General features: G+C 69.5%; 13 protein-coding genes. 8 read left to right on the top strand and 5 right to left on the bottom strand.

Going from position 1 to position 13433, the window contains the following annotated elements:
- From AC0HS0_RS06955 to AC0HS0_RS06925, 7 genes are all read left to right on the top strand, one after another.
- Positions 1 to 1157, top strand: a 1157-nt coding sequence (locus tag AC0HS0_RS06955; protein ID WP_472962730.1) for an extracellular solute-binding protein, incomplete at its 5' end; no start/stop codon positions are given.
- A gap of 2 nt (positions 1158 to 1159) precedes the next feature.
- Positions 1160 to 2125, top strand: coding sequence for a carbohydrate ABC transporter permease (locus tag AC0HS0_RS06950; protein WP_472962728.1), 966 nt, complete (start codon positions 1160 to 1162; stop codon positions 2123 to 2125).
- Positions 2125 to 2961 carry a carbohydrate ABC transporter permease gene (locus AC0HS0_RS06945; RefSeq protein WP_472962726.1) on the top strand — a complete coding sequence of 279 codons (837 nt, stop codon included), beginning with the start codon at positions 2125 to 2127 and terminating at the stop codon, positions 2959 to 2961. The genes AC0HS0_RS06950 and AC0HS0_RS06945 overlap by 1 nt, the downstream gene beginning before the upstream one ends.
- A gap of 30 nt (positions 2962 to 2991) precedes the next feature.
- On the top strand, positions 2992 to 5988 hold the full coding sequence (locus AC0HS0_RS06940) for an alpha-mannosidase (protein ID WP_472962725.1): 2997 nt from the start codon (positions 2992 to 2994) through the stop codon (positions 5986 to 5988).
- 161 nt (positions 5989 to 6149) lie between these two features.
- Complete coding sequence (locus AC0HS0_RS06935; protein ID WP_472962724.1) at positions 6150 to 6806, top strand: response regulator transcription factor; 657 nt, start codon at positions 6150 to 6152, stop codon at positions 6804 to 6806.
- Entirely contained in the window at positions 6803 to 8506 is a 1704-nt protein-coding gene (locus tag AC0HS0_RS06930; protein WP_472962722.1) for a sensor histidine kinase, read from the top strand. Before AC0HS0_RS06935 ends, AC0HS0_RS06930 begins: the two co-directional genes overlap by 4 nt.
- Positions 8507 to 8876: 370 nt before the next feature.
- Positions 8877 to 9962 (top strand): hypothetical protein, encoded by a 1086-nt coding sequence (locus AC0HS0_RS06925; RefSeq protein WP_472962720.1) that lies wholly within the window; start codon positions 8877 to 8879, stop codon positions 9960 to 9962.
- 50 nt (positions 9963 to 10012) lie between these two features.
- On the opposite strand, the gene AC0HS0_RS06920 is transcribed toward AC0HS0_RS06925, so the two are convergent.
- Entirely contained in the window at positions 10013 to 10468 is a 456-nt protein-coding gene (locus tag AC0HS0_RS06920; protein ID WP_472962719.1) for an Lrp/AsnC family transcriptional regulator, read from the bottom strand.
- 82 nt (positions 10469 to 10550) lie between these two features.
- Here AC0HS0_RS06920 and AC0HS0_RS06915 point away from each other — a divergent pair, with 82 nt between their 5' ends.
- Positions 10551 to 11171 (top strand): LysE family translocator, encoded by a 621-nt coding sequence (locus AC0HS0_RS06915; protein ID WP_472962717.1) that lies wholly within the window; start codon positions 10551 to 10553, stop codon positions 11169 to 11171.
- 4 nt (positions 11172 to 11175) lie between these two features.
- Here AC0HS0_RS06915 and AC0HS0_RS06910 read toward each other — a convergent pair whose 3' ends face one another.
- From AC0HS0_RS06910 to AC0HS0_RS06895, 4 genes are all read right to left on the bottom strand, one after another.
- Positions 11176 to 11838 (bottom strand): NUDIX domain-containing protein, encoded by a 663-nt coding sequence (locus AC0HS0_RS06910; protein WP_472962716.1) that lies wholly within the window; start codon positions 11836 to 11838, stop codon positions 11176 to 11178.
- Positions 11835 to 12194: a YciI family protein gene (locus tag AC0HS0_RS06905; RefSeq protein WP_472962715.1), complete on the bottom strand. Its 360-nt coding sequence runs from the start codon at positions 12192 to 12194 to the stop codon at positions 11835 to 11837. Before AC0HS0_RS06905 ends, AC0HS0_RS06910 begins: the two co-directional genes overlap by 4 nt.
- A gap of 78 nt (positions 12195 to 12272) precedes the next feature.
- Entirely contained in the window at positions 12273 to 13253 is a 981-nt protein-coding gene (locus tag AC0HS0_RS06900; RefSeq protein WP_472962713.1) for a YihY/virulence factor BrkB family protein, read from the bottom strand.
- Positions 13243 to 13431, bottom strand: a complete 189-nt coding sequence (locus AC0HS0_RS06895) for a hypothetical protein (protein WP_472962712.1) — start codon at positions 13429 to 13431, stop codon at positions 13243 to 13245. The genes AC0HS0_RS06900 and AC0HS0_RS06895 overlap by 11 nt, the downstream gene beginning before the upstream one ends.
- Between the last annotated feature and the right edge of the window lie 2 nt (positions 13432 to 13433).

The raw sequence follows: 13433 nt of genomic DNA, 5'->3' as shown, positions 1-13433 counted from the left end.
TCACACTGGTGCCGATCAAGGCCGCCGAGAACGACTACTACACCAAGCTCGCTCTGATGAACCGCGCGGCCACGACCGCGCCCGACATCATGTCCGAGGACACGTTCCTCATCCGTGCGGACGCCCAGGCCGGCTACCTCGCACCCCTCGACTCGTACGTCTCCAAGTGGTCCGACTGGTCGAACTTCTTCGACAACGCCAAGGACGCCGGCAAGGGCGACGACGGCAAGGTCTACGGCATCCCCACCGGAACCGACACGCGTGGTCTCTGGTACAACAAGCAGATCTTCGCGAAGGCCGGCATCCCCACGCCGTGGCAGCCGAAGACCTGGGACGACGTGATCAGCGCGGCCAAGAAGATCAAGGCCGCCGACCCCGGGGTCATCCCGCTGAACATCTTCTCGGGCAAGGCCGCCGGTGAGGCGAGCTCGATGCAGGGCTTCGAGATGCTCATGTACGGAGCCAGCGCCAAGGGCCTCTATGACGACTCGTCCTCCAAGTGGATCACCGGGTCGAAGGCGTTCACCGACTCGCTCGACGTGATCAAGGAGGTCTATCAGGGCGGCCTCGGCCCGAGCCAGGAGGTCACGAGCGACACCAACTACCAGAACACGATCAACAACCAACTGGTGCCGCAGGGCAAGCTGGCGATCAACCTCGACGGCTCCTGGGCCTCCAACGCGTGGCTGCCCACCGGCGCCACCCCGTGGGCCGACTGGGACAAGGTGATGGGCACGGCCAAGATGCCGACCAAGGACGGCGGCGACCCCGGTTCGATCAGCCTCTCCGGCGGCTGGACGTTCTCGATGGGCGCGAAGAGCTCGGCGAAGGACCTGGCGTGGAAGTTCATCACCTTCCTCACCGACAAGCAGCGCTCGCTCGAGTACAACATCAACACGGCCGGCATCCCGGTGCGCAAGGACGTGGCCGACGACGAGAAGTACAAGACGTCGAACCCGACCTCGGAGTTCTTCTCCTCGCTCGTGGCGGTCACCAAGTTCCGCCCCGCTACACCGGACTACCCGAAGATCTCCAACGGCATCCAGGTGGCGATGGAGTCGGTCATGACCGGCCAGGCTTCGCCGTCCGAAGCCGCCAAGACCTACGACGACACCGTCGTGGGGATCGTCGGTAAGGACAAGACGGAGTCGAAGTAACCGTGACCTCCACCTTGGATGCCGTCGGCTCCGACGCGCGCGGCCGGACCACCCCGGTCCGGCCGCCGCGCGGCCAGCAGAAGGCACGTTCGCGCGCGCACACCCGGCGATCCCTCGCCCGGGCCGTCCCCCTGATCCCGGCGATCGGTCTGCTGATCGTCTTTCTGGTCGGGCCGATCCTGTCGTCGTTCTACGGCTCGTTCACCAACATGTCGCTCACCGGAGCGTCGGCCGCATCGGCGCAGTGGGTCGGCCTCCAGAACTACATCGACCTGTTCAAGAGCCCGGACTTCCCGGTCTCGGTGTGGCTGACGCTGGTGTTCCTCATCGGCTCGGCCGTCATCGGCCAGAACGTCGTCGGCATGGTGCTCGCCCTGCTCATGCGCAACGGCAGCCGCTGGGTGGGCGCCCTGGTCTCGACGTTCGTCGTCGGGGCGTGGGTGCTGCCGGAGATCGTCGCGGCGTTCGCGTCGTACGCGTTCTTCAGCCAGCACGGCACGCTCAACGCGATCCTCGCCGGGTTCGGCATCACGGGTCCGTCATGGCTGTTCGCGTTCCCGATGCTGTCGATCATCCTCGCCAACACCTGGCGCGGCGCCGCCTTCTCGATGCTGGTCTACTCGGCCGCGCTGCAGGAGGTGCCGCCCGAGATCACGGAGGCGGCGGAGGTCGACGGGGCGAACGGGGTCAAGCGGTTCTTTCTCGTGACCCTGCCGATGATCCGGCGCAGCATCTCCACGAACCTGATGCTCATCACGCTGCAGACCCTGTCGGTCTTCACGCTGATCTACGTGATGACCGGCGGCGGTCCGGGCAACAAGAGCATGACCCTGCCGGTGCTGGCATACCAGGAGGCGTTCAAGTTCTCCGAGCTCGGCTACGGCACGGCCATCGCGACCATCCTGCTGCTCGTCGGCGCCGCCTTCGCGATCGTCTACGTGCGCGCCCTCAAGACGGAGGTGGACTGATGAAGTTGTCGTCGCCCAGCGGAATCGCCCTCAAATGGACGGCCAACGTCCTGCTGCTGCTCATCGGCATCGTGTTCGTGCTGCCACTGGTGTGGGTGGTGCTGGCGTCGTTCGACGGCAGCGCGACCCTGTCGGTCGCGTGGCCGAAGCAGTGGACGATCGAGAACTTCCAGAAGGTGCTCACGCCAGAGCTCGCGTTCGTGCCACTGTGGAACAGCCTCCTACTGTCGGCCGGCTGCGCCATCCTGACGGTGATCATCGCCGTGTTGGCGGCCTACCCGCTGTCGCGCTACCGCAACCGGTTCAACCGCCCGTTCCTCTACGCGATCCTGTTCGGCACGTGCCTGCCGATCACGGCGATGATGGTGCCGGTCTACAGCCTGTTCGTGTCGCTCAACCTGATCGACTCTCTCGGTGGGACGATCCTGTTCATGGCGGCATCGTCGCTCCCCATGGCCATCTGGATGACGAAGAACTTCGTCGACTCGGTGCCGCTCTCCCTCGAGGAGGCGGCCTGGGTCGACGGCGCCTCCAGTATGAAGACGTTGTGGACGGTCGTGGTTCCTCTCGTGCGCCCCGGTATCGCGGTCGTCTTCATCTACGTGTTCGTCGCGGCCTGGGGCAACTTCTTCGTCCCGTTCGTGTTGCTGCTCAGCCCCGGCAACCAGCCGGCGGCGGTGAGCATCTTCACGTTCTTCGGGCAGTACGGCGCCGTGGCGTACGGCCAGCTGGCCGCCTATTCGCTCACCTACTCCGTCCCCGTCATCGCCCTGTACGTGATCGTGTCCCGCGCATTGGGCGGTTCGTCCGCTCTCGCCGGAGCGGTCAAGGGCTAGCAGTACCTCTTATATAGAAGGAGCCGTCGTTTGTACCAGCAGAACCAGCTCGCCGAGTTGCGGGTCGACCGTTTCGTCCGCGAGCGCCTGACGCCCGCCCTCGAGCGGGCCTGCGTGCCGGTGACCGTGGAGCTGTGGGAGGTGCCGGACGAGCCGGTGCCTTTCGCGGAGGCGGTGCAGCAGGCGTTCGAGCCCTTCGCTGTCGGCCGTCCGTGGGGGCGGCCGTGGGGCACGGTGTGGTTCCGCGTCACCGGCACGGTGCCGCCTGAATGGGAGGCCGACCCGGCCGAGGTCGAGCTCGTGGTCGATCTCGGGTTCTCGGCGGGCCAGGTCGGCTTCCAGGCCGAGGGTCTGGTGTGGGCGACGGACGGCACGATCATCAAGGCGCTGGAGCCGCTCAACAACTACGTGCGACTGCGGGCGGCGCCGGGGGAGTCGTTCGAGCTGTTCGTCGAGGCGGCGTCGAACCCCGACGTCGGCTCGGACTGGTCGTTCCGGCCCACGCCGGTCGGCCGGAAGTCGACCGCGCCGACGACCTCCATCTACACACTGCGGCGCGTCGACGTCGTGCATCGCGACACCGAGGTCTGGGAGTTGATCCAGGACATCTTCACCGCGCGCGGACTGGCCGCCGAGCTGCCGGAGACGTCGCCGCGCCGTGCCGCCCTGTTCGCGGCGCTCGAGGACGCGGTCGTCGCCGTCGACCCGTTCGCCGTCACGGCCACGGCCTCCCGGGGGCGTGCCGCGCTCGCCGGAGTGCTCGCCTCTCGGGCGGCGGCCACCGCGCACCGCGTGTTCGCCGTGGGCCACGCGCACATCGACTCGGCCTGGCTGTGGCCGGTGCGCGAGACCATCCGCAAGTGCGCACGCACGTTCTCCAACGTGCTCGACCTCATGGACCAGGACGCGGACTTCGTGTTCGCGTGCTCGTCGGCGCAGCAGTTCGCGTGGATGCAGCGGTTCTACCCCGAGTTGTTCGAGCGCATCCGGGCGCGCGTCGCCGAGGGCCGGTTCGTCCCGGTCGGCGGGATGTGGGTCGAGTCGGACACCAACCTCCCCGGCTCCGAGGCTTTGGCACGCCAATTCGTGGAGGGCAAGCGCTTCTTCCAGGAGGAGCTCGGCTACGAGCCGCGCGAGGTGTGGCTGCCCGACTCGTTCGGCTATTCGGGAGCGCTCCCGCAGATCGCCCGTGCGGCCGGGATGGATCACTTCCTGACGCAGAAGATCTCGTGGAACGAGGTCAACCGGTTCCCGCACCACACGTTCGAGTGGGAGGGCATCGACGGCACCCGCATCTTCACGCATTTCCCGCCGGTCGACACGTACAACTCCATCCTCTCGGGGGAGGAGCTGACTCGCGCCGAGCGCAACTTCGCGGACAAGGGCCGGGCGAACACGTCCCTGGTTCCGTTCGGGTTCGGCGACGGAGGCGGTGGCCCGACCCGCGAGATGGTCGCGGCCGCTGCCCGGACGGCGGACCTCGAGGGCTCGCCGACCGTTCGCGTAGCGTCGCCTGCCTCGTTCTTCACGGCCGCCCGCGCCGAATTCGACCCGGCCCCGGTGTGGGCGGGGGAGCTCTATCTCGAGTTCCACCGCGGCACCTACACCTCGCAGGCGCGCACGAAACAGGGCAACCGGCGCAGCGAGGCGCTGCTGCACGAGGCCGAGCTCTGGGCGGCGACGGCGGCCGTGCGCACGGGTGCCGACTACCCGGCGGACGAGCTGCAGGAGGCCTGGCGCACGGTGCTGCTGCAGCAGTTCCACGACATCCTGCCCGGGTCGTCGATCGGCTGGGTGCACGACCAGGCCGTCGAGAACTACGCGGAGGTCGCCCGGAGCCTGGAAGACCTGATCGCGCGGTCGCTCGCGGCGCTCGCCTCCGGTTCGGCCGCCGAGTCGGGCACCGTCGCGAACGCCTCGCCGTACGTCGTCGACGGCGTCGCACCGGGCGGCACGGGCATCCCGGCGCGCGGAACGGGCGTCCGTGTCGAGCGAGACGGCGACACCGTGCGGCTGGTGAACGACCGGATCGCGGTGACCATCGATGCCGACGGCCTGATCCCGTCGATCGTGGACGCGGCAACCGGCCGGGAGGCCGTGCCGGCGGGAGCCCGCGCGAACCTCCTCCAGCTGTTCCGAGACACCCCGACCCAGTGGGACGCGTGGGACGTCGACGTCGAATACCGGCTGTCCGGCGAAGACCTCACCTCTGTCGAGTCGCTCGACGTCGTCGAGGAGACGCCCGAGCGTGCGACGCTGAGGCTGGTCCGCCGGTTCGGCGATTCGACCGTGACGCAGACGCTCGCGCTCGCCGCCGGCTCGCCCGCGCTCGACATCGAGACGCAGGTCGACTGGCACGAACGGCAGCGGATGCTGAAGCTCGGCTTCCCCGTCGACGTGCACACGACTTCCGCCCGGTCGGAGATCCAGTTCGGCCACATCGACCGGCCGACGCACACGAACACCAGCTGGGACGTCGCGCGGTTCGAGACCAGCGCGCACCGCTGGGTGCACGTGGGTGAGCCCGGCTTCGGCGTCGGCATCGCCAACGACGCCACCTACGGCCACGACATCACCCGCCATCCGCGGGAGGGCGGCGGCACGTACTCGCTCGTGCGGCAGACGCTGCTGCGGGCGCCGCTCTTCCCCGACCCGGAGGCCGACCAGGGGGCGCACACCCTCCGGAGCTCGATCGTGATCGGCGGCGTGGACGCGGCGATCGAGACGGGCTACCGCCTCAACCTGCCGCTGCGCCCGGCCGGTGCCGCCGTCGTGGAGCCGCTGCTGGCCTCCTCGTCGCCCGCGGTGGTGGTGGAGACGGTGAAACTCGCCGAGGACGGTTCCGGCGACGTGATCGCCCGGCTGTACGAGGCGCACGGGTCGCGCGCGGAGACGACGCTCGCGGTCGGCTTCCCGCACGAGCGCATCGTGCGCACCGACCTGCTGGAGCGCACGACCGGTGAGGGCGCCGCCACCCTCGCACTCCGGCCTTTCGAGCTCGTCACGCTGCGGTTCATCCGAGGCTGACACCAGACCGCCCGCCCCGGGCCGCGCGAACCCCGGGGCGGGCAACATCCTCCATCGCCGTCTTCGGCCGCTCGTTTCGCTCCCGAACTGGGGTGTGCGAGCGGCCGGGAGCAGCCGCCCTGTGCGGTTATCCTGTCCAGACGACGGGGGAGGCGGGCAGGATGACGGCGACGTGGCGCAGGCGCGTTCTGGTGGTCGAAGACCACGGCCTGCTGCGATCGCTCGTCGCGGAAGCGTTCACCCAGCGCGGTTTCGAGGTCGCCGCGGCGTCGTCGGCGGTGGAGGCGCTGCGCGTCGTCGAGGATGCCGACCCCGACCTCCTCGTGACCGACATCGATCTGGGGTCACGGCCCAACGGCGTCGAACTCGCCACGATCCTGCGTGAGCGCGCACCGCACATCGCGGTCACGTTCCTCAGCAATCTGTCCCTGGAGGCCGCCGCCGCCCAGGCCCGAGACACCGTCGGCGGAGCCTCCTTCGTGAACAAGGCCGCGATCACCTCCGTGGACGAGCTGGTCGATGCCGCGGAGGCGGTGCTCGCCGACCAGCCCGTGCGGCACCTGAGCGGAGCGGAGGGTGCTCAGGGTGCGCTCCTGCGGCTGAGCCCTGCCCAGCGGGAGACCACGCGGCTGCTGGCCGCCGGGCTGACCAATGCCGAGATCGCCCGCCGGCGCGGGGTCTCGGTGCGAGCCGTCGAGAAGAGCGTCGAGCGCGTCTTCCAGGCGCTCGGCCTCGTCGGCGACGATGCGACCGCTCCGCGTGTGGCGGCCGCTACTCTCTACACCGCCACCTACGGCGATCCGCGGTTCGGACTGTGAGCGCCACGGCTGCGATCGCCCGACGCCTGCTAGCGCAGGCGACGGGGCCGTCCGCGGTCACCATCTGGACCTGGCTCGTCACGGCTCCGATCGCGCTGACCGTGATGTCGGGGTTGCAATACGTCACGGGAGGACCCTGGGCGGTCGTCGCGGTGGCCGCTGTCGAGCACGTCGCTGTCGGCGTGCTCCTGATGGGGCTCCGGCTGCTGCTTCTGATCGTCCCGATGCCGGTCCGTGCGGTGACCGTGATCGTGGCCTTCGCCGTGATCGGAGTTCTGCGTCCCCTCCTCTTCCTCGCGGCGGGCGCTCTGCTGCGCATCCCCGTCGTGGCCGGCGACCTCGGCGGCCGGATCCTGATCAACGTCGTCACCACCGTCGCGATGTTCTCGCTGATCGCCATCGCCGTCCAGCTGGTGCGCGACCATGTCGGCGTGTACCGGCGGTTGCGGTCGGCGCAGGAGGCCTCCGCCCGCGACGCGGATCGTGCCGCCGCCCGGATGCTGCAGCTCCGGCACTCGGCCGTCGACGCCGTGCTGGAGCAGCTGGAGCAGGCGACCTCCGATGCGGCGATCCAGGGGATCCACCCGAGCGAGGCGGCGAGCCTTCTGCGGGGCCTGGCCGAGGAGGTGGTGCGGCCGGCGAGCCATCGCATCTACGACGAGCTGATCACCCCTGCCGGGGATGGAGGCCTTCTCGACGATTCGGCCGACGCGGGGCCGGTGCGTCCGCGTGAGTGGATCGCGTCGGTCTTCGGGGCGATGCAGGCCGCGCCTCCGCTGCCGCTCGCCGTGCTGTTCGTCCTCCTCGTGACGCCGTTCGGCATCTGGCAGTACGGAGTGCTCATCATGCTGCCGCCGCTCGTCTGCGGCTTCGCCGTGCTCGTCGGCGGCAACGCGGCGATGGTCCCGATCGTCCGCGGGACGCCTCCGACCCTCCGGCTGCTCGTGCTTCTCGCCGGATACGGGTTGATCGGCGTCCTGCTCTCTGCGACGAGCGAGCTCGTGGTCCGGTTGCTCGGCCGCGACCCTCAGCTTGTCTGGTTCGAGGCGGCCACCTACTGGGTCGTGGGATTCGCCGTCGCGTTCGTCGCCTCCCTCACAGCGCGCGTCCGACGCGATCAGAGCGAGCTGGAGGCGGCGATCCAGTCGAACATCCGCGCCGCCGCGGCGACACGTTCGGCGCTCGAGCACGAGCGTGCCGGCCTCGCCCGTCTGCTGCACTCCGGGGTGCAATCCGAGCTGATCGCCGCGGCGCTGGCGCTGGGTTCCGGCTCGGGCGAAGACGCGTCGGCCGAATTGCGCGACGTCGTCGACAAGATCCGCGCGGAACTGCGTGCGCCACGCATCGAGCCGGAGGCGGCCGATCGGATCGCCGCGCTCGTCGAGAGCTGGGGCTCCGCGATCCCGCTTCGGTCGTCGATCGGCGACGTCTGGGAGCGGTTGCGCGAGCCGAGCAGGGCCGAGGCCGTGGTCGACGCGATCTCGGAGGGTCTCGCCAACGCGGTGCGCCACGGCGACGGTACGCCGGTGACGCTGGAGGTGACTCCGGCGGCTCCGCACGGGGTCTCGGTGCTCGTCGTCTCCGGAGGCGCCCTCTCGTCCGCCCGGCCCGGAATCGGCCTCCGCCAGCTCGCCGAACGCGGTGAGGTCGCACTCCGCGAGAGCGCCGGACGCGTCGAGCTCGCCGTGGCGATCCCATAGCGGGAAGCCCTGTCGTAACAGCCGTACTCGCCTGTGCTCGCGCGGATGCGCAGAGCTATCGTGATGGTGATCGGACCCGTATCCGAGACCAATCCGGGCCCGGGGTGCTTCTGCGTGACCCGAACGCGCGGGATGCGCCCCGCCCCCGGTTCTCCCTCCTCCTCTTTCTGCGTTCTTCGACGATTCCGTCGGATCTATTCATCCGCATTGATAGAACGTCCAGCCGAAATGGGGTAGAAATGATGGGTACGCCTGAAGCCGTCGTCCCCCCGCGACGCCTCGACCCGACCGTCCAGGAAGTAAAAGCTTGCCCAAGTCGCCTGCCCCTCTGCGCCCTCGTCGCAGCTATCGGGCACCCGTCGTACTCGACGTGGACGCGCAGACGCAGGCCGTCGCCGACCCGGTGAGCGACTTCACGCAGGCCGAATCCCTGGTCCACGCCGACCTGACGCCGGCGCCATCGGCCCGGGCGATGTCGAGCCGCCGTGCTGCTCTCGAGGCTGAGCGTTCCCGGCCGCGCCGTGCGCCGAAGGCGGCCACGCAGAAAGTCGTCCGAGAGCGTGTCGTGGTCAAGCCGACGCGCCCCTCCCGGGCCGAGCGCCGCGCTGCGGCCGCTCAGCCGACGACCGTCCCCGCCCCGCACCTCTCGGCCGGCCCGTCGATGGCCGACCCGCACAACCCGCGCCACCCGCGGCGCGGCATCTTCGTGAAGAACCGCCGCCGGCGCAGCTTCCACGTCTTCGTGCTCGTCGCTCTGACCGCCTTCTTCGGAACCGCGGCGCTGCCCGCGTATGCGACCACGGGCGAAGGTTCGACCGCCGGGGCCGCGCGCACCGCTCTTGCCGTTCAGACGCTCACCGGAGGCGATGCGACCGCTCAGGTCGTCTCTCGCGACGGTCTCGGCATCGCCGAGAGCCCGCAGGCGCTCGACTCGACCACCAACGACTCGGTCTCCCCGACGGTCCAGGCACTCGCCGTGCAGCTCATGGGCGCCGTTGCCGCCGGGCGGCTCGTCGGCTCCACGCCGAACCACATCCCCGAGATCGCCAACCTCGCCGAAGGCAAGGTGGTGCCGAACTGCGGCGTCGACTACCGCGTCCTGCAGGCCATCTCGGTGGCGCTGGACAACTTCAGCCAGGTCGGCATCAGCGACATCAACCGCAAATGCACCGGCCAGATCGAGGGCGCTGGCACCGACTCCGCGCACTACGCCGACGGCGGCGGACACGCGGTCGACTTCTACCTCCTCAACGGCTCGCCGCTGACCGGAGGCGACGCGCGCTCCGTGCAGCTGATCCACCTCCTCGACCCGCTGGTCCCGGGCGGCACCGGACTCGGCCAGGTCGAGTGCCGCTCGTCCATCAGCCTCGAGCACTTCGCGCCGTTCGACGACACCTGCAACCACCTGCACATCGACTTCCTGAAGTCGTCGGGAGCCACGCTCCGCTACGGATGACGCCGTAGGGCCGCGTCGCCGTAGCGACGATCCGCCCGGGCATCACTGCCTCACCCCAACGGCACTCCTGCGCCTGCTCCGAGGCGCTTCATCACCAGCGTCGAGGTCATGCGCTGGATGCCGGGGAGGCCACCGAGCGGGCCGTCGTAGAGCTCCTGGTACGCGGCGAGGCTCGGTGTGAGGATGCGCAGCATGTAGTCGGGGTCTCCGAAGAGACGCTCGGCCTCGGTGACGTTCGGGATGGCGACCACGGCCTCCTCGAAGGCGCCGACCGTGTCGGGGTCGGTGCGGCTGATCGTCACGAAGACGATCGCCTCGAAGGTGAGGCCCACGGCGGTCGGCGAGACGACGGCTCGGTACTGCTCGATGACGCCGGACTGTTCGAGTTCGCGCACTCGTCGGTGGCACGCGGAGAGGCTGAGGCCCACCCGGGCGGCCAGCTCGGTGACGCTGATGCGCCCGTCCTGCTGCAGGGCTGAGAGAATCTCTCGATCGAGGCTGTCCATGAAGAAGATTCTGCTACGAATAACGGCGATCAGCCGCAGATTTCGAAGCACCTTCGACAACTTTTCGCGTAGCTTCTCCGCCATGGACCTCGCACTCGTCGCGCAGTTCTGGACCATCGCTGTCCTGCTCGCACTGACGCCCGGCGCCGACTGGGCGTACGTCATCGGCGCCGGACTGCGTGCGCGGTCGGTGGCGCCGTCCATCCTCGGGATGCTGACGGCGTACGCCATTGTGATCACCGCTGTGGCCGTCGGAGTGGGGGCGCTCGTCACGCGGTACCCCGTGGTCCTGACGGTCCTCACCGTGGGCGGCGCCGCCTACCTGATCTGGCTCGGTATGAACGCGCTCCTGCGCCGCGCGGAGCCCGTCGGGCCGCACGGCGAGCCGATCGCGGGGAGTGCCACCGCGCAGTTCCTGCGCGGCGCCGGCGTCAGCGGGATCAACCCCAAGGGACTGCTCCTGCTGCTGGCGCTCCTGCCGCAGTTCACGAGCCCGCACGGGATGCCCGCTGCCGCGCAGATGCTCGTGCTCGGCGCCCTCCACCTGGCCGACATCGCCGTGATCTACACGATCGTCGCCCTTCTGGCGCGACGGCTCCTGCAGTCGAGGCCGCGGGCGCTGGCGATCGTCGCGAAGCTGTCGGGGGCGATGATGGTCCTGATCGGGACGAGTCTGCTCGTGGAGCGCTTCCTCCACGGCTGACGCGTCAGCGCGCGAACAGGTTCAGCGCCGCCCACTGCAGCAGGATGACCGTCTTTCCGTCGACGATGCGGCCGTCCGCGATCATCGCGAGCGCCTCGTCGTAGCCGACGGTCACGGGCTCGATCTCCTCGCCCTCCTCTGCCAGACCGCCGCCGCCGACGATCGCGGCCGGGAGGTACTCCGCGGCGTAGAAGTGCACGCATTCTGTGACCGAGCCGGGGCTCATGAAGAGGTCGAAGAGGTGCTCGAGGGCGCCGACCTGCACGCCGAGCTCCTCTGCGGCCTCGCGACGGATGGCCTCCTCGGGGGCATCGCCGTCCAGGAGGCCGGCGGCGGCCTCCACGAGCATGCCGTTGGGGTGACCGTTGACGTACGCGGGGAGGCGGAACTGGCGGGAGAGCAGCAGCGTGCGGCCGACCGGGTCGTACAGCAGCACGGTCGCGCCGTTGCCGCGGTCATAGGTCTCCCGCGAATGCGTCGTCCATTCGCCGTCGCGCCCGCGGTAGTCGAATGTCGTACGGCGGAGGACGTGCCAACCGTCGGAGACGACCTCCACGTCGCGGATGCGGACGTCCGGGTTGCCGGTGGCGTCGCGGCCCGTCAGGTGCAGCCCCGAGCGGCCGCGGCTGTCGGGGAGGTCGTGGCCGGGTCGTGGGTCAGCGCTCATGAAGTGAGCGTATCGGGCGCTCCCTCAGGCCTGATGTACGCCCCGATCACCTCACGGACCTCCACGCCGCCGCCCTGCCAGGTGGCCGGATTGCGGCGTGCGATCGCGAGTGCGGCCTCCCGGTCGGGGGCCTCGATGATGCCGAGGCCGGCGATGATCTCCTTCGACTCCGTGTACGGGCCGTCCGTCGCGCCCTCGCCGCGGATCGAGGTCGACTCCGTGTAGGGCGCGAGCGCGAACGCGGCGACCAGCTCGCCGTCGCGGATCATGTCCTCCGAGTGCCGGTCGTGCTCGGCGAGCTCCTCGGGCGTTCCGGCGATGCCGTCGCCGTAGATGAAGATCGCGAACTGAGCCATGGTCGTCCTCTCTGAGTGGGTGCTGTCGATCGGTGTCGTTCACCTGAGCGTCGAACGCGGAGGCCCCGATTCGACATCTCAGCGGAAGCGTCGACGAATCGCCCGCGCGGCCAGGATGTCGGCGGCGTCGGCATCTTTCGCTTTCACGATCGCCTTGTCCGACTTGAGCGGGAGTGCCCTGCCCTCCTCGACGTGCTCTCCGCGGACCAGCTCCCGCGTCCGGGCGATCTCCGAGTCGAACACCGCTCCGAGCAGGAGGACGACGTTAGCGATCCAGATCCACAGCAGGAAGACGATGATGCCGGCCAGCGTGCCGTACGTCTTGTTGTAGCTGCCGAAGTTGGCCACGTAGAACGCGAACAAGGCCGACGCGATCCCGAGGGCGACGATCGCCACGACGGCGCCGGGCGTCAGCCAGCGGAACCGCGGCTGCTTCACGTTCGGGGTCGCCGAGTAGAGCAGGGCGACCAGCAGCACCAGCGCGACGATCACCACCGGCCAGCGGAGGATCGACCACGCGGTCTTGGCCGCCTCACCGACGCCGATGGCGTTGCCGAGAGCTTCGGCGATCGGGCCGGACACCACCAGGAGCACCGCCACCACCGCGATCAGAACGAGCGACGCAAGGGTGACCCCGAGCTGGACGGGGCGGAGAGCGAAGGCGCTCCGCCCCTCCCGGACCTCGTAGATGCGATTGAGTGCCCGGCCGAAGCCACCCACATAGCCGGAGGCCGACCAGATCGCGCCGACGATGCCGATTGCCAGAGCCCACCCGGTCGCGGGCGACGACGAGAGGCTCTCGATCGGCTGCTTCACCACGGTGAGCATCCCGGGCGCCAACTGGTCCACCATCCCGAACAGCGCGTCGATGCCGGCCTTGCTCTGGCCGACCAGCCCCAGGATGCTGACCAACGCGATCATCGCGGGGAACAGCGAGAGCACACCGAAGTAGGTGAGCCCGGCGGCGAGGTCCGTGCAGGCGTGCTGCCCGAAGCTGCGCAGGGTGCGCTTGAGCACGTACCCCCACGGGAGGCGCCGCCAGGAGACGTCAGCGGCCACGCGAGAGTCCTCGCGCCACGAGGGCGGCCGCGCCTCCCACGACGGCGAGGAGCACGGCGGCGGACGCCACCGGGTGGGACCGGATCTGCACGAGCGGGTTGAGCGTGGCGAAGATGTCGTCGAGCGTGCTCGCGAGCTCGTCCCGCGTCTCCTCCAGCTCGAGTTTGAGAGTGTTCATCC

The sequence above is a fragment of the Leifsonia sp. PARNA 1/14 genome, from assembly GCF_055720965.1.
Note: the sequence above shows the minus strand (reverse complement) of the source record. Positions and strands in the feature narration are given on the sequence as shown.

Excerpts from the sequence above, each read along its gene's own strand:
- AC0HS0_RS06945 (WP_472962726.1), top strand. The coding sequence starts at position 2,125 with ATGAAGTTGTCGTCGCCCAGCGGAATCGCCCTCAAATGGACGGCCAAC.
- AC0HS0_RS06935 (WP_472962724.1), top strand. The coding sequence starts at position 6,150 with ATGACGGCGACGTGGCGCAGGCGCGTTCTGGTGGTCGAAGACCACGGC.
- AC0HS0_RS06920 (WP_472962719.1), bottom strand. The coding sequence starts at position 10,468 with ATGGACAGCCTCGATCGAGAGATTCTCTCAGCCCTGCAGCAGGACGGG.
- AC0HS0_RS06915 (WP_472962717.1), top strand. The coding sequence starts at position 10,551 with ATGGACCTCGCACTCGTCGCGCAGTTCTGGACCATCGCTGTCCTGCTC.
- AC0HS0_RS06910 (WP_472962716.1), bottom strand. The coding sequence starts at position 11,838 with ATGAGCGCTGACCCACGACCCGGCCACGACCTCCCCGACAGCCGCGGC.
- AC0HS0_RS06905 (WP_472962715.1), bottom strand. The coding sequence starts at position 12,194 with ATGGCTCAGTTCGCGATCTTCATCTACGGCGACGGCATCGCCGGAACG.
- AC0HS0_RS06895 (WP_472962712.1), bottom strand. The coding sequence starts at position 13,431 with ATGAACACTCTCAAACTCGAGCTGGAGGAGACGCGGGACGAGCTCGCG.